Below are 15,418 nucleotides of genomic sequence, written 5' to 3'. Positions count from 1 at the left end.
TCGGCTGCACCCGGGAAATCTGTGGTAGCCCTTCGGGCGGGCCATACGGTGGGGAACACGAGGCCCCTCCCTTGTGGCTAACACCACCGCCGCGCGGAGCGCGGCGAAAGACGCCGCTTCGCGGCGAAAAGCGCTGGGGCGCGGCGAAAGGGGGCTGGGGCGCGGCGGAAGGGGGCTGGGGCGCGGCGGAAGGGGGCTGGGGCGCGGCGGAAGGGGGCTGGGGCGCGGCGGAAGAGGGCTGGGCAAGCGGCTGCTAAGCGGTTACCTCGTCCACCAGCCGGAACCACTCCCGCACCCCCGCCAACTGGTCCTCCAACCACGTCGCCACGTCGGCGGCCAGGTCCAGTGCGCGGGGTGTTCGGGTGCGGCCGGCCAAGTGCTCCACCAGTGCCTGGACCCGCCGCACCGGCGGCGGGTGGGTGGTCGAAAACGGCACCGGGCGGCCCTGCTCGTCTGCCAGCCGGTCGGTCACCTCGTGCAGGAACGGGACCAGCAGCAGCGCTCCCACCAGGCACGGCTCGATCGCGTCGACCAGGCGCGGGGCCAGGTCGTCCAGGGTGCGCAGCATGATCGTGGCGGCTACGCGGTCGGCTTCGTGCTCCCGGGCCCAGCCGATCGACCAGGCGTCCAGCGCGCCCACCGGGGTGTCCGGGTCGGTGACCCTGCGCGCGGTGACCAGGTGACCGGTGAGCACGTGTGCCAGCTCGTGCGCGATGACGAACTGGGTGGCCCGGCGCAGCATCAGCCCGACCAGGGCCAGGCGCTGGCCGGACAGCTCGGGCAGCGGCCGGGCGGACACGGCGCCGTTTCCGTAGAGGTAGGCGTTGACGGCTTCAGCCAGGGCGTAGGAGGCCTGGTCTGGGGTCAGCAGGGGCGGGGTGCCGTAGGCGGGCAGCACGCCGGTCATGATCTTCAGCACAGCGGCGGACAGGTCCAGCAGGCCGGTGTTGACCAGGACCAGCACGCCCCGGCCGGGCACCGGCACGCTGATGCCGTCCAGGGTGCCGGTCGGGAACACCCCGGCCAGCACCGGCGTGCGGACGCTCCAACCGGCCGCGTCGGCCAGGTGCAGGACCTCCGGCTGGCAGGCGTCGAGGGTGGCCTGGAGGTCGCGCAGGTGGGCCGACCGGTAGCCGGCGGGGCGGGTGCGGACGTCGGCGAGCCTGGTCAGGCGGGTGCGCAGCGGTTCGGCCGCGACCTGGGTCCACGTGTGGTAGCGGTCCTCGTGCGGGCCGTTCGGGTCGGGTGGGCCGAGGCGGTCGGCGACCCGCCGGTCGCGCAGCAGCTCCACGTGCCTGGCCCGCAACTCCTCGACCGTCATCCGTACCTCCCGTCACCTGGGATAGTCGCGGAAACCCCGGCCGGGGTACGGGCGCGCGGCCACTACCACTCCCCTGGACCAACGACAACACCCTCCCCCTGCGTGACGATGGTGGTTTCGTGATGGATGCTGGGAGGACGTTCTCGCTTTCGGGCTAGCTGGAGGTTCGACGTTGCGCCGACTGGCCGCGGCTGTGCTCACCGGGACCGCGCTGCTGTCCGGCTGCGCGACCGGGGACGGCTCCGGAGACCCGTTGCAGGTGGCCGCGACCTTGGAACCGGCCACACCGGCGGAGTCACCGCAGGTCACGGCCACGCCCGAGGGCACGGTCCTCCCGATGCGCGCGGCGAGCGCCGTCGCGGTGCTGCCCGGGTACGTGGCGGTGGCGCTGTCGGACCCGCCCTCGGTGGCGCTGCACCCCCTGGACAACCTGGCCGCCCCGCGGGTCGTGCCGCTGCCCGGGGTCGCGGAGCGCCTGGTCGTGGCAGGTGACGCGGTGGAGGCGCCGGTGCCCGGCGGCGGTGTCGTGGTGACCGTGCGGACCGACGGCACCACGTCGTCGCGGCCGGTCGACGGCGGCCCGGTGGACGTGGCGCTGGTCGACGGCAAGGCGGTGGTCGCGCGCCGGGACGCCAAGGTGCTGGACGTGGCGGGCCGCGCGGTGACCGGGGTGTCCAGCCCGGACCGGCTGGTCGCGGTGGGCGACCACGCCGTGGTGCTGGACCGGCCGCGCAGCGCGGTGTTCGACGTGGACCTGGGCGCGGAGCCGAAGCTGGGCGCGGGGCTGCGCGCCGGCGAGGGCGCGACCACGGCGGTGGCCGACCGGTTCGGCCGGGTGCTGGTCGTGGACACCCGCGGCGGCGAGCTGATGGCGTTCTCGGTGCGCCCGCTGATCATGCGGCAGCGCTTCCCGCTGCCCGGCGCGCCCTACGGGATGGCCTACGACGAGCGGCGGGACCTGTTGTGGGTCACGCTCACCGAACGCAACGAGGTGGTGGCGTTCGACGTCGCGGGTGGCGAGCCGGTGGAGAAGCACCGGTACGCCACGGTCCGCCAGCCGGATTCGGTGGCGGTGGACCCGGGCAGCGGGCGCGTGTTCGTCGCGTCCGGAGACGGCCAAGGGATGCAGGTGATCGGGTCATGAACGAAGGGGTGGTCGACGGGGACTGGGAGTACCGGCCGCTGCGCCTGCCGGCCGGCGTCTCCCGTCGCACGGCGACGACGCAGTTGGCGATCCACGCGGAGTTCGCGGGCTGGGAGCTGTCGCGGACCCTGCTGTTCGGCGACGGTTCCCGCAAGGTCTGGCTGCGCCGCAAGCGGACGGCCGCCACCCTGCCCGGCGTGATCACCTGATCACGCCGGGGGTGACGCGGCGGGGACCTCAGCCGGTCACGCCGAGCTGAGCCGCGAAGGCGGCGGTGTCGTAGTACTCCCGGCAGGCCGCGACGAGCCCGGTCCCGGACAGTTCGCACACGACGGCAAAAGGTGTTTCGAACGACTTGCCGGTCGGCGGGACCTCTCCACCGGGCGTCGTCATCGGGCCGGTGAAGGTGCCTTTGGTCGCACCCTCCAAGACCACGACGTCGCCCTGCTCGACCACCGTCCGGATCTCGAAGACCATGTCGGGGAACGCCCGGAAGAACGTGGCCGCCATCGCCTCGATCGCGTTCCGACCCCGGAGGGGCTCCGGGAGGTCCGGCAGCGCGTAGGTCGCGTCGTCGGTGAACACCTCCGCCCACCGAACCGGGTCACCGCTCTCCACAGCGGTGACGAAAGCCCGCGCGAGCTGCTCACCCCGACCCACCACAACGTCCATGCGGGCCATCCTGCGAGCCCTTGTCCGGCGGTGTCCATGCCACCATCCTGTTATTGCGGATCCGGACGGCCGCGAGGCGGTGGCGATGGACTCACGCACGGAGGACCGGGTGCGGCACGACCTGGCCGCACTCGTCGACGCCGGTCTCGGTGTCGCTGCGTTCTGCGCCGCGGCCGGCCCGCTCGTCGCCCGGGCGGTGCCCTCGTCGACCGGTGCGTCCGACGCGCCGACCTGGTACACCCTCGACCCGCGGTCGCTGGTGGTCACCGGCGTGCACGGGCCTCAATGCGTGCTCGACACCGCCGCGCAGATGCGCTGGGAGTACCTCGACGACGACGTGAACAAGTCGATCGACGTCGTGCGGAACCCGACCGGGGTCCAGACCCTCGCCGAGGTCACGGACGGCGATCCCTGGCGCAGCCCGATCTACCGCGACTACATGCACGACCACGACCTCGCCCAGGAGATGGTGGTGGCGTTGCGCGGCACCGACGGGCGGGTCTGGGCCACCGTGCGCCTCAACCGCCCGCGGGCGGCGCCCGCCTTCGACGAGTCGGACCGGCGGTTCATGCTGTCGGTCGCGCCGTGCCTGGCGGACGGCATCAGGCGCGGCCTGCTCGCCGACGCCACCTCCGACGCGCCGACCCCCGCCGCACCGGGGTTGGTGGTCGTGGACCGGCTGGGCGTCCCGGTCGCCGTCAGCGCCACGACGCGGGAGTGGCTGGCGCTGTTCCCCGGCGGCCCCCGGTCCGACGGCGAGCTCCCGCTGCCCGTCCACGCCGTCTCGTTCGCGGCGTTGGCCGGGGCGTGCGGGTCGGCGGTGCTGCGCGTTCGACTGGTCAACGGGCACTGGGCGACCCTGCACGGCCTCCTGACCGAGTTCGGGACGACCGGCGCCGTGAGCGTCGTCATCGGCCCGGCCGGCCGTGAGCACCTGGTGCCGTTGACCGCGGCGATCTACGGGTTGACCCCGCGTGAGCAGCAGGTCGCCGAACTGGTCCTGAGCGGACATGCCACCCGTCGAATAGCTCGCGGGCTCGGGATCTCGCCGTACACGGCGCAGGAACACCTGCGCCACATCTTCGCCAAGGTGGGCGTCGGCAGCCGCGGGGAACTCGTGGCCGCCTGCTACCTCGGGTGACGGTGCGGGGGCGGGTCGGCCGAGCGCGAGCCGCACCGCCGCCCGTCCCGCCGCAACAAATATTCTTCGCGCTGAGGAATTTTCGCTTTCCTGGGGTGATCGACTACCCCATCCGCACCCCCATCATTACCTGAACGGGTGAATACTGGGCCGTTTTCGCACGTCAGCGCGAGGTTGCGTACCGATGTGCAAAATTTACCCTTCGTTCGTTACTCCGTTGTGCCACCATTGGTCCGTTCGTGCGGAGGAGGGGCCGCCGGACGTGACTCGGCGCAGTCGCGCGGGTCGCTTGTTTGGCCTAGGCAGATCATCAGGGGAGGAAGATCGCCATGTCTACGACCAGCGAGACGGAGTTCCAGGGCGGCGACGTGCCGGAGGACGGCACCACCACCGCGGTCCTGCCGGTGACGCCGGAGCAGGACCAGGAGCAGCACGAACACGAGCACAACCACGACGGCGGCGAGCTGACGCCGATGTGCTCGGGAAACGGCTGCGTGCAGAAGACGTCCTCGAACTGATCGACCCAGCGTGACCGGCGCCCGCCGACCGACGATCCGGTCGGCGGGCGTTTCCAGTTGCGTTCTGTGATGTCATGGACAAGTGCCTGTGATCGCTTCCCGCGACGAAACCGCCGTCATCCGCGAGGCCCGCACCCTGCACCGCGACGGAGTGGACGCGTCGTGTTCGGGACGGCATCGCGAGGCGATGCGGTTGTTGCACCGCGCCCGCGCGTTGGCGGAATCGGTGGATCCCGGTGATCCGGACACGCGCCAGGAATGGCTCGTCACGCGCATTCGCCTTTCCTCGACGTTGTCGGCGTTGATGGCCGACACGGCCGGCCTGGCCGCGGGCCTGGCGGGGCTGGACGAGGTGCGGGCGCTGGTGCGGGACGTGGCCGACCCGCTGGTGCGGGCGGAGCTGTCCGGCAGCGTCGGGCACAACCGGGGGTTGCTGCTGCTCAACGCGGGCCTGCTGGAGGAGGGCGTCGCCGTGCTCGGCCAGGCCCTGGCCCACGAGGAGTGGCGGCTCGCGGCGGCCGACGAGCCGGTGCCCGCGCTGGTCGAGCCGATCGTGAAGACGCTGCGCAGCCTGGGCACCGCGCACACCAACCTGGGGTCGATCACCCAGGCCCGCCAGGACCTGACCCGGGCGGTGGCGTTGGCGACGGAGTTCGGGCTGGTCAACCTGGCCGCCGACGCCAGTCACGCGCTGGGCCGGCTGGAGCTGCGCATCGGGGACGTGCCGGCGGCGCTGCGCCGCTACGACAGCAGCGAACGCGCCTACCGGAACCTGGGCCTGGACGTGCCGCCGCTGCTGGGCCTGCACCGGGCGCAGGCGCTGCTGGTCGCGGGCCTGGCCGACGAGGCCGGCGACCAGCTCGACCACGTGCTGCCCGCGCTGCGCGCCGACCAGGGCGTGGCGACCGGCGAGCTGGCCGACGTGGAGCTGACCCGCGCGGTCGCCGCGTACATGACCGGCGACCTGGCCCTGGCGCGGGAGATGGCGTCCTCGGCGCGGCAGCGGATGCGGCGGTGGGGCTGCGAGACGTGCGTGGCGAACGCGACGCTGATCGGGTTGCGGGTGGACACGGAGGTGGCGCTGCGGTCGGGCCGGGTGCCGCGGTCGCTGCCGACGCGGGTGCTGGGGTTCGCCGACTCGCTGCCGGTGCCGAGGCTGGCGGAGCAGGCGGCGTCGGCGCGGATGCTGGCGGTGCGGTTGGAGGTGCGGCGCGGTGACCTCGACGCGGCCGAGCGAGTGCTGGAGGGCGTGCCGCGACCGGGCCGGCTGACCGCGATCGACCACCGGATGCTGCGCCGGCTGTGCCGGGCCGAACTGGCCGCCGCGCGGGGTCGGCGCACGGCCGCGTTCGCCGAGGTGCGGGCGGGTCTGGCCGAGCTGGACCACGTGCGGGACCGGATGGGCGGGCTGGAACTGCTGTCCGGGACCGCGTTGCACGGGCGGGAGCTGACGGAGCTGGCCGTGGGGCTGGTGCTGGCGGAGGGCAACGCGCGGCGGCTGTTCGCGTGGCTGGAGCGGACGCGGGCGCAGACCTACCGGTACGAGCCGGTGACCCGGGTGGACAACCCGGAGCTGGCGGAGCTGATCGCCGAGGTGCGCAGCCTGACCCAGTCCATCCACAAGGCCCACCACGACGGCCACCCCACCGGCGCGCTGGCGACGCGACGGGCGGAGCGGCTGCGCAAGGCCAACCAGATCGGCTGGCACTCCGGCAGCTGGGGCAGCCCGCGCCCGGTGGTGAAGCTGCGCGAGGTGGTGGACCAGCTGGGTGAGCGGGCGCTGGTCAGCTTCGCGTCGTCGGGGGACGCGCTGGTCGCCGTGGTCGTCGTCGAGGGGGACGTGCGGCTGGTGCACCTGGGTTCGGCCGACGCCGCCGCGGAGAGCGCCCGGATGCTCAACGCCGACCTCAACGCCCTGGCCCCCGACCACCTGCCCGCCGCGCTGGTGCGGGTGCTGTCGACGTCGGCGCACCGCCAGGCCGATCGGCTCGACACGCAACTGGTGCAGCCGTTGCTGGGCCTGGTCGGGGACCGGGACCTGGTGGTCGTGCCGACCGGTGCCCTGTACGCGGTGCCGTGGGGCGTGCTGCCGACGTTGCACGCGCGGCCGATCGTCGTGGCCCCGTCGGCGACCGCGTGGCTGGCGGCCGAGCGCGGCGAGTGGCGTCGCGACGGCCGGACGGTGCTGGTTCGCGGTCCGGGTCTGCCCGCGGCGGTGGGCGAGATCGCCAAGCTGGGCGCGCACTACACCTCGGCGACGCTGTTGTCGGGCTCGCGCGCGACCGTGGAGGCGGTGCTGTCCACTTCGGACGATGCCGGGATCGCGCACTTCGCCGCGCACGGGGTGCACGAGCCGGAGAACGCCTTGTTCTCCCGGTTGGAGTTGACCGATGGCCCGCTGTACGCGCACGAGCTGGCGAACCTGGCGAACCCGCCGAGGCAGGTCGTGCTGGCGGCGTGCGAGTTGGCGTTGAACCGGATCCGGCCGGGCGACGAGCCGTTGGGGTTCGCGAGTGCGTTGCTGGCCAGCGGTTCGCAGATGGTGGTGGCCCCGGTGAGCCGCGTGGGCGACCAGGCTTCGGCGGCGACGATGGACTACTACCACCGCCGGTTGGCCGCGGGCGCGCAGCCGGCGATGGCGCTGGCGGAGGCGATCGCGGTGGACCCGCTGCGGCGACCGTTCGTGTGCCTGGGCAGCGGCCAGGCTTGATCACTACCACAGGTGTGGTACCACACCTGTGGTAGTGACTCGCGCCCACACGACAACCCGCCCAAGCACCCGCACACGCCCGGCCCCACTCCGCCTCCCCGCCTCCGCGCGCCCTGCCTCCGCGCCCTGCCTCCGCGCCCTGCCTCCGCGCCCTGCCTCCGCGCCCTGCCTCCGCGCCCTGCCTCCGCGCCTCGTGCCTCCGCGCCCGGCTCCGCCCGCGCGCCGCGCCCTGCCCCGGGCGCACACCCGGCCCCCGCCTGCGCGCCCGGCCCAGACCACACGCGCGCCCAGCCCTCCCGCGCCTCGCCTACCCGCTCGTGCGCGCCGCCAGCCGCGCCCTCGCTGCCCGCACCGCTTCTCCTGCACCGCTCGGCACTGCTTCCGCGCCGCCGTCTGCGCTGCTGCCGGGGCTGCTGTCTGGGCTGCTGTCTGGGCTGCCGTCTGGGCTGCTGCCGTCCGTGCGCTGCTGCCTGCGCGTGGCGGTCTGCGTGCGGCCGTGGCCTCCGGCCCCCGAGTCGATCGTTGCATGAGGCACCGACATTTCCAGCCGACGAGGTGAGCGAGGGATTCGTCAGCGAGGGGGAGTCAGGGCTGCTCGGTGGGTAGTTCGGAGAGGGCGGCGGCTGGGTCGCGGTTGGGGGTGCCGGTGGGCCACCAGGTGTTGTCGTGCTTGCGGTAGGGGTACCAGCGGTGGTCTGGGCCGTAGCGGAGTTGTCCGGTGTGGACGGTCCAGCGGTTGCGCCAGGTGGTGGCCGGTGGGAGTTCGGCGTCGTGCCAGGCGGTGCGGGCGCGGTTGAGGTCTGGCTTGGGTGGGGTCCACGTGTCGTCCAGGAGGGACAGTCCTATCGGGCCTGCTTGGCGCCAGGCCGCGACCTCGCGGGGGTCGGCGGAGACGCGGTCGGCCAGCGTGGGGTGGGTGGTGGCCAGGCGGACGAGGTCCTCGCGGTCGGTGAGGTGGGGGCGGGTGGCGGTGTGGAGGAGGTCTCGGGCTTTCGCGGCGGCGTCGGCTACCAGGAGGGACAGCACCTCTACGTCCAGGTCCTCGATCGGGGTGAATTCCGGGAGTGCGCCCAGGTCCTCTACGGGTGGGTCCGGTGGGAGGGGCGGGGTGCCGGCGGCGTAGGCGGTGGTCGCGAGGACGCCGGTGGTGGGGCGGGCGCCCGCCACGACCTCCTCCTGGGTTCGGCCGCGCAGCAACAGCAGGAGCCACGGGTCGGTGTCCAGCAGCCAGGACGCCTGGTGGCACAGCGCCGCCGCGTGGCGGCACGGCAGTTCCCAGTCCGGGCAGGTGCACTCGAAGTCCAGGTCGCCGATGCCGGGCAGCAGGTCGACGCCCGCGTCGGCGGCGGCTTCGGCCAGTTCGCGCGGCATCTCGCGGTCCAGCAGTGCGGCCAGGTGACCGGCCTTGGCCGCGACCGCCGCGAGGAACCTCGTCCACTGCGGCTCGGTGAACTCGGCCAGCCGCACGGTGGTCTGGTGGGTGTCGTCGGTGTCGTGCACGGCCGCGCTGATGCGCCCGGGGCTCACGCTGATGGGTCCGACGAGTCCGGCGTTGGCGTACTTGCGGCCCTGCCGCAGGGGTTTCTGGTCCAGCGAGGTGTCCTCCAGGGCCTGTGACCACGTGCGGCCCCACCACGTCCGCGTGTGCCGCACGCCCTTGCCGAACGCCGGGAACCCCTGCACCCGAGTGCTCACGACCCGCTCCTCAGCTCGACCAGGTCGGCCAGTTCCGCGTCGCTCAGCTCGGTGAACGCCGCCTCGCCGTGCGCCAGCACCGACGAGGCGAGGTCCCGCTTGGCGCGCAGCATCGCCGCGATCCGGTCCTCGATGGTGCCCTCGGCCACGAGCCGGTGGACCTGCACCGGCTTGGTCTGCCCGATCCGGTAGGCGCGGTCGGTGGCCTGGTCCTCCACCGCCGGGTTCCACCACCGGTCGTAGTGCACGACGTGGTCAGCGCGGGTCAGGTTGAGCCCGGTGCCGGCGGCCTTCAGCGACAGCAGGAACACCGGCACCTCGCCGTCCTGGAACCGCCGCACCATCTCCTCCCGCGCGGGCACGGGTGTGCCGCCGTGCAGCAGCTGCGAGTCCACGCCGCGCGCCGTGAGGTGCTTGCCGATCAGCCGGGCCATGCTGACGTACTGGGTGAACACGAGCACCGCGCCGTCCTCGGCGAGGATGGTGTCCAGCAGCTCGTCGAGCAGCTCGAGCTTGCCGGACCGTCCTTCCAGGCGCGGCGAGGACTCCTTGAGGTACTGGGCGGGGTGGTTGCACACCTGTTTGAGCCCGGTGAGCAGCTTGACCACCCGGCCGCGTCGGGCGATGCCGTCGGCTTCGGCGATCTCGGCCATCAGCTCCCGGACGACCGCCTCGTACAACGCGGCCTGCTCGCGGGTCAGCGCGACGGGCCGGTCGGTCTCGGTCTTGGGCGGCAGTTCGGGCGCGACACCCGGGTCGGACTTGCGCCGGCGCAGCAGGAACGGCCTGATCAGGGCGGCGAACCGGTCGGCGGTGGCGCGGTCGCGGTCGGCCTCGATCGGTTTGGCCCACCGCGCCTTGAACGCGGGCAGGCCGCCGAGCAGACCGGGGGTGGTCCAGTCGAGGATCGCCCACAGCTCGGTGAGGCTGTTCTCCACCGGGGTGCCGGTCAGCGCGACGCGGGCGGTGGCCGGGATGCGGCGCAGCGCCTTGGCGGTGTCGGACGAGGGGTTCTTCACGTGCTGCGCCTCGTCGGCCACGGCCAGGTCCCACTCGACCTCGGCGAGCCGGTCGGCGTCCACGCGCATGGTGCCGTAGGTGGTCAGCACGAACCCCTCGTGCGCGACCTCCCGTCCGCTGCCGTGGTAGCGGGTGACCGGCACGCCGGGCGCGAACTTCTCGATCTCGCGCTGCCAGTTGCCCAGCAGCGACGCCGGGCACACCACGAGCGTCGGGCCGCCGGCGCGGTGCAGGTGCAGGGCGATGAGGGTGATGGTCTTGCCCAGCCCCATGTCGTCGGCCAGGCACGCGCCCAGGCCCAGCGAGGTCATGCGGTCCAGCCAGCGCAGGCCGCGCAGCTGGTAGTCGCGCAGGGTGGCGTGCAGCGCGGCGGGCGGCTCGACGGGTTCGCTGTCGAGCAGGGCGAGCTTGGCGCGCACGTCGTCGAGCCACCCGGTGGCGGCGACGGGGACCTGTTCGCCGTCGATCTCGGCGACGCCGGTCAGGGCCGCGCCGAGGGCGTCGATCGCGGCGACGGGTTTGAGGTCGCGTTCGCGGGCCTTGCGGGCCAGGTCGGGGTCGACCAGGGTCCACCGGTCGCGCAGCCGCACGACGGGCCGGTGCGCTTCGGCGAGCCGGTCGAGTTCGTCGGGGGTGAGCGGGTCGTCGCCCAGCGCGAGCTGCCAGTTCACGGTGGTGAGCTGGTCGGGGCCGAAGAACGCGGGCCGGTCGCCGCGGTCGCCGAGCACGACCCGCGCGGACAGGTCGCGGACCAGGTCCTTGGGCCAGTGCACGTCCACGCCGACGCCGGCCAGCCGCACCGCGCCGTCGCGCAGCAACTCCTCGACGTCGGAGTCCAGCAGCACGACCTCGTCGGGCACGGGCAGGTCCAGCAGGCGTTCCAGCGGCGGGAACGCCCGTGCCGCGCGCCGCAGCACCACCATCGCGTCGGACCGCGCCCGCCGGTCGGCCCCGGCCCACAGCTCGGCCGCGTCGACCACCAGCGACGGGTCCGCGAGGCTGTGCACCTGGACCACGGCCCGGAACTCCTCCAGCCCCTCGATCCGCAGGGAGACCCGAACGCCCTGGTCGGCCCACGTGCGCAGGTGCGGCACCCGCTGCGGGGCGGGCGAGGCGAACACGGGCGAGCCCAGGGCGTGGACGGCCGCCGCGCCGCGCGGCATGGTGTCCGCGACCGCGTCGAGGAACGACCGCACCAGCGGCTCCGCCCCGGGCAGCTCCACCGGGTCGCGGCCGGCCAGCGGGATCGCGCGGGCGTGCGCGGGCATGGCGTCGGCGAGGTCCCGGACCCGCCGCAGGTCCGCGGGGTCGAGCGGCCCGACCCGCCAGGCGTCGAAGTCCCCGTCCGTGACGGCCGGCCGCACCCGCCCGCGCGCCACCAGCTGCAACGCCACCACCACGGCGGCACCCCAGAACGCGGCGGCCGGGTGGGCGTGACCGGCCCGGCGGGCCTGCGACAACACCGGCACGGCGTCGGCCACCGGCAACCGCACCGCGGCCACCTCGCGCTTGGACCCGTCCGGCAACGCGACCACCAACGACCCCGGCACCCCGGCGCCGTCCGAGCTCTGGTCACCCCGTTCGAGGCCGTCCAGGTCGGGCAGGTGGTCGCCGTAGAAGGCGACCGTGGACAGGCGTGGCGGGTCGGCGGCCTCGAAGACGGCCGCACAGCGTTCCAGACCGGTGTTCAGCGCTCCCCCTAGGCTACTCAAGTTTGAGTATAGGCCAACTGGCGGGGTCGCCGGGGGAATTCCGCTCCCCCGCCATCGCGTACGCCCCGCCCTCCAGCCGCGCCAGCAGCCCGCGCGTCCACTCCACCCCGGCGGAGGCGGTGTGCTCCCACAACCCGAACAGCTCCCGCACGTGCGGCGGGTCGGTCCACTCCCCCACCTGCTTGCGCGCCGAGTCCCGGCGGCTCTCCAGGGCGGCCAGGCGCTCGTGCAGCAGGCTCACCGCGTCCGCCCGCGGCAGCGACGGCAGCAGCGCCAACCCGGCCCCGAGCATGTCCGGCCGGGTCTCGGGGCGGCGCAGGGCGTCCCGCAGCAGCCGCTGGAACTCCTGCTCGCCCTTCGCGGTGAGCCGGTAGTCGGTGCGCGCGGGCGGGACCTCCTCGTCGGCCAGGCACCCTTCCTTGGTCAGCTGCTTCAACGCGTGGTAGATCGACCCCCACTTGACGTTGGCCCACTCCCCCGCGCCCCACGACATCAGGTCGTTGCCGATCAGATAGCCGTGGGCGACGCCGTAGCCGCGCACCACGCCCAGCACCAGCAACCGCGTCGCCGACATCGCGCCCCTGCCTGGAAGGAATCGGGTTTCGCGGCCAGCGTAGATCGCCCAGGATGGGCCCGTGGCCCTGCCCGAGATCACCGATGACGACCGCCGCGCCCGCCTGGGCCGCCGGCACCTGCTGGCCGCGAAGGCCGACACCGTGGAGGAGGTCGTCGACGCGCTGGTCGGCCTGCACGCCACCGACCCCGCCACGGTGTTCCTGTCCGCCCGCGCCCGGCTGGCCGACCCGTCGGTGGCGGCGGTCGAGGAAGCGTTCTACGAGCGGCGGTCGCTGGTGCGGCTGCTGTGCATGCGGCGGACCATGTTCGCCGTCACCGCCGACCTCGCCCCGGTGGTCGACGCCGCCGCGGCCCGCGCGATCGCCGCCAAGGAACGCGCCGGACTGCTGAAGTACCTGGCCGAGGGCGTGGGCTGGGACGCCGACCGGCTGGCCGAGGTCGAGGAGGCCACCCTCGCCGCCCTGGCCGCCCGCGGCGAGGCGACCGTGGTCGAACTCGGCCGGGACGTCCCGGAGCTGCTGGAACAGGTCGTGGTGGCGGCGGGCAAGAAGTACGAGACCCGGCAGAACGTCGCCAGCCGCATCGTGCGCGTCCTGGCCGCCGACGGCCGGATGCGCCGCAGCCGCCCGCGCGGCACGTGGATCAGCAGCCAGTTCCGCTGGGCGCCCGCCGAGCCGTGGCCGGAGGTGGACACCGGCCGGGCGCGGGCCGAGCTGGTGCGCCGCTGGCTCACCTCGTTCGGACCGGGCACCGAGGCCGACCTGAAGTGGTGGACCGGCTGGACGCTCGGCGCCGTCCGCACCGCCCTGACCACCGTCGGCGCCGTGCAGGTGGAGCTGTCCACCGGTCCCGGCTGGGCGCTGCCCGACGACCTGTTCACCCCCGCGACCGAACCCTGGGTCGCCCTTCTGCCCGGCCTGGACCCGACACCGATGGGCTGGCAGGCCCGCGACTGGTACCTCGCCCCGGACCTGCGACCCCGCCTGTTCGACACCGCCGGCAACGTCGGCCCCACCGCCTGGTGCGACGGCCGCGTGGTCGGCGGCTGGGCGCAGCGACCCGACGGCGAGGTCGTCTGGCAGGCCCTCACCGACGTGGGCGCGCAGGCCCGCGCCGCCCTGGACGCCGAAGCCGCCCGCCTGACCGCGTGGCTGGGCGGCGTACGGGTTGTGCCTCGCTTCCGCACCCCCTTGGAGAAGGAGCTGTCCCAGTGACCGCATCCCGCGTGGTGGTCGAACTCCGACCGGTGGACGACGCCGGCCTGCAACGGCTGGCCGCGGTCGCGATGAGCGACGCCGACCCCTCCGACGTCATGCCGCCCGACTGGACGCCGGGGGACATGTCGAGCCTGTTGGACTTCTACGATGGTTTTCGGGCCGATTCCTTCGAGATCGTCCAACACGGCGACACAGTGGGGTTCACCCGCATCACCCCGGAGGGTGAAACCGGCCTGTGGGTGGCGCGGTCCGCACGCGGGCGCGGCGTGGGCGTGGCGGCGCTGCGCGCGGTGGTGGACCAGGCGGTGCTGCGGCGCATCCCGGTGGTCACCGCCCGGACGACCACCGCCAACACCGCCGCGCTGTCGGTGCTGCGACGCGCCGGAGCGGTGGTGGAGGTCGACGGCGAGCAGGTGACGGCCCGGGTGGGCGTGCCGCTGGAACCGCCGACCGACCTCGCCGACCCCGTGGACCTGCTCCTCCAGTACCTCGACTTCTACCGCGCGACCGTGCTGCGCAAGCTCGACGGCCTGACCGACGAGCAGCTGCGCACCAGCCGCGTCCCGTCCGGCTGGAGCCCGTTGGGGCTGGTCAAGCACCTCGCGTACGTCGAGCTGCGGTGGCTGCGGTGGGGGTTCGACGGCGAGGACGTCGCGCAGCCCTACGGCGACCCGGACGTCGAGCGCGCCGAGTTCGTCGTCGACGGCGACACCGCCGACGAGGTGCGGGCGTTCTACCTGGCGCAGTGCGAGCGGTCCCGCGAGATCACCGCCGCCGCGCGCCTGGACGACCGGATGGCCCGCTGGCGGGTCCCGACGCTGCCGACCCCGACCCTGGCGTGGATCCTGTTCCACCTCTTGCAGGAGTACGCCCGGCACGTCGGGCACCTCGACGTGGTGCGCGAACTCACCGACGGGGTCACCGGGCAGTGACACCGACGACGACGGTGGCCCCGACCTCGTCGTCCCGCTCGACCCGCGCGGTCAGACCCGCCCGCTCGAACGCTTCCAGCGTGACAGGGGCTTGCCGGTCGCTGGTCTCCAGCAGCAGCGCGCCGCCCGGAGCCAGCCACTCGGGCGCGCCCGCCGCCACGCGCCGCTGCACGTCCACGCCGTCCGCGCCGCCGTCCAGCGCGACCAGCGGTTCGTGGTCGCGGGCCTCGGGCGGCATCAGGGCGATCGCGTCGGTCGGGACGTAGGGGGCGTTGACCACCAGCACGTCCACCCGACCGCGCAGGTCGCGCGGCAGGGCCGCGTACAGGTCGCCTTCGAACACCCGCTCCGGCGGCAGGTTGCGGCGGGCGCAGGCCACCGCCGCCGGGTCGACGTCGGCCGCGTAGACCTCCGCGTCCGGCACGACCGCGGCCACCGCCGCGCCCAGCGCACCCGACCCGCAGCACAAGTCCACCACCACCGCGCCCGGCACGACCAGCGGCACCGCCAACTCCACCAGGTACGCGGTGCGCTGCCGGGGCACGAACACGCCCGGGTCCACCGCCACCCGAAGGCCGCGGAACTCCGCGAAGCCCAGCACGTGCTCCAGCGGCAGCCCCGCCACCCGCCGGTCCACCATCGCCGCCAGCGCGTCGGGCGAGGTCGCCGCCTCGGTCAACAGCCGCGCCTCGTCCTCGGCGAACACACACCCGGCGGCCCGCAGCCGCGTCACGACATCCACGCCCGTACTACTACCCGA

13 protein-coding genes are annotated in these 15,418 nt (G+C 74.0%); 7 read left to right on the top strand and 6 right to left on the bottom strand.

Annotated elements, in window-relative coordinates; all coding sequences use genetic code 11:
• Nucleotides 1–253: 253 nt before the first annotated feature.
• Complete coding sequence (locus tag WBN91_RS22900; protein WP_337726094.1) at nt 254–1,321, bottom strand: hypothetical protein; 1,068 nt, start codon at nt 1,319–1,321, stop codon at nt 254–256.
• Between the two features lie 172 nt (nt 1,322–1,493).
• Here WBN91_RS22900 and WBN91_RS22895 point away from each other — a divergent pair, with 172 nt between their 5' ends.
• A complete protein-coding gene (locus WBN91_RS22895; protein ID WP_337726095.1) occupies nt 1,494–2,465 on the top strand; it encodes a YncE family protein in 972 nt (323 codons plus the stop codon).
• Nucleotides 2,462–2,674 (top strand): DUF5703 family protein, encoded by a 213-nt coding sequence (locus WBN91_RS22890; protein WP_121217725.1) that lies wholly within the window; start codon nt 2,462–2,464, stop codon nt 2,672–2,674. The genes WBN91_RS22895 and WBN91_RS22890 overlap by 4 nt, the downstream gene beginning before the upstream one ends.
• Before the next feature lie 28 nt (nt 2,675–2,702).
• Here the strand turns inward: WBN91_RS22890 and WBN91_RS22885 are convergent, their stop codons facing one another.
• The gene (locus tag WBN91_RS22885; RefSeq protein ID WP_337726096.1) at nt 2,703–3,137 is read right to left on the bottom strand and encodes a nuclear transport factor 2 family protein; all 435 of its coding nucleotides are present in this window, start codon (nt 3,135–3,137) and stop codon (nt 2,703–2,705) included.
• 85 nt (nt 3,138–3,222) lie between these two features.
• Between WBN91_RS22885 and WBN91_RS22880 the strand changes: the two genes are divergently transcribed.
• The 3 genes from WBN91_RS22880 (at nt 3,223) to WBN91_RS22870 (ending at nt 7,506) form a co-directional block, all read left to right on the top strand.
• Nucleotides 3,223–4,278 (top strand): helix-turn-helix transcriptional regulator, encoded by a 1,056-nt coding sequence (locus tag WBN91_RS22880; RefSeq protein WP_337726097.1) that lies wholly within the window; start codon nt 3,223–3,225, stop codon nt 4,276–4,278.
• Between the two features lie 329 nt (nt 4,279–4,607).
• A complete protein-coding gene (locus WBN91_RS22875; RefSeq protein WP_337726098.1) occupies nt 4,608–4,796 on the top strand; it encodes a hypothetical protein in 189 nt (62 codons plus the stop codon).
• Between the two features lie 88 nt (nt 4,797–4,884).
• The gene (locus WBN91_RS22870) at nt 4,885–7,506 is read left to right on the top strand and encodes a CHAT domain-containing protein (RefSeq protein WP_337729401.1); all 2,622 of its coding nucleotides are present in this window, start codon (nt 4,885–4,887) and stop codon (nt 7,504–7,506) included.
• Between the two features lie 585 nt (nt 7,507–8,091).
• Here the strand turns inward: WBN91_RS22870 and WBN91_RS22865 are convergent.
• Genes WBN91_RS22865 through WBN91_RS22855 form a run of 3 tightly spaced genes read right to left on the bottom strand, consistent with a single transcriptional unit; the run spans nt 8,092 to nt 12,507 of the window.
• Nucleotides 8,092–9,201: an SWIM zinc finger family protein gene (locus tag WBN91_RS22865; RefSeq protein WP_337726100.1), complete on the bottom strand. Its 1,110-nt coding sequence runs from the start codon at nt 9,199–9,201 to the stop codon at nt 8,092–8,094.
• Nucleotides 9,198–11,933 carry a DEAD/DEAH box helicase gene (locus tag WBN91_RS22860; RefSeq protein WP_443217776.1) on the bottom strand — a complete coding sequence of 912 codons (2,736 nt, stop codon included), beginning with the start codon at nt 11,931–11,933 and terminating at the stop codon, nt 9,198–9,200. Before WBN91_RS22860 ends, WBN91_RS22865 begins: the two co-directional genes overlap by 4 nt.
• Nucleotides 11,926–12,507 (bottom strand): PadR family transcriptional regulator, encoded by a 582-nt coding sequence (locus tag WBN91_RS22855; protein ID WP_337726101.1) that lies wholly within the window; start codon nt 12,505–12,507, stop codon nt 11,926–11,928. The genes WBN91_RS22860 and WBN91_RS22855 overlap by 8 nt, the downstream gene beginning before the upstream one ends.
• Nucleotides 12,508–12,568: 61 nt before the next feature.
• On the opposite strand from WBN91_RS22855, the gene WBN91_RS22850 reads away from it, so the two are divergent.
• Nucleotides 12,569–13,723 carry a winged helix DNA-binding domain-containing protein gene (locus WBN91_RS22850; RefSeq protein WP_337726102.1) on the top strand — a complete coding sequence of 385 codons (1,155 nt, stop codon included), beginning with the start codon at nt 12,569–12,571 and terminating at the stop codon, nt 13,721–13,723.
• Nucleotides 13,720–14,658, top strand: coding sequence for a GNAT family N-acetyltransferase (locus tag WBN91_RS22845; protein WP_337726103.1), 939 nt, complete (start codon nt 13,720–13,722; stop codon nt 14,656–14,658). Before WBN91_RS22850 ends, WBN91_RS22845 begins: the two co-directional genes overlap by 4 nt.
• Here the strand turns inward: WBN91_RS22845 and WBN91_RS22840 are convergent.
• Complete coding sequence (locus tag WBN91_RS22840) at nt 14,645–15,400, bottom strand: putative protein N(5)-glutamine methyltransferase (RefSeq protein ID WP_337726104.1); 756 nt, start codon at nt 15,398–15,400, stop codon at nt 14,645–14,647. The genes WBN91_RS22845 and WBN91_RS22840 overlap by 14 nt on opposite strands.
• Nucleotides 15,401–15,418: the final 18 nt, after the last annotated feature.

It is taken from the genome of Saccharothrix sp. CCNWYY140 (genome assembly GCF_037401995.1).
Classification (GTDB): Bacteria; Actinomycetota; Actinomycetes; order Mycobacteriales; family Pseudonocardiaceae; genus Actinosynnema.
The sequence above is the reverse complement of the archived record's forward strand: the minus strand, read 5'-3'. Positions and strand labels throughout refer to the sequence as shown.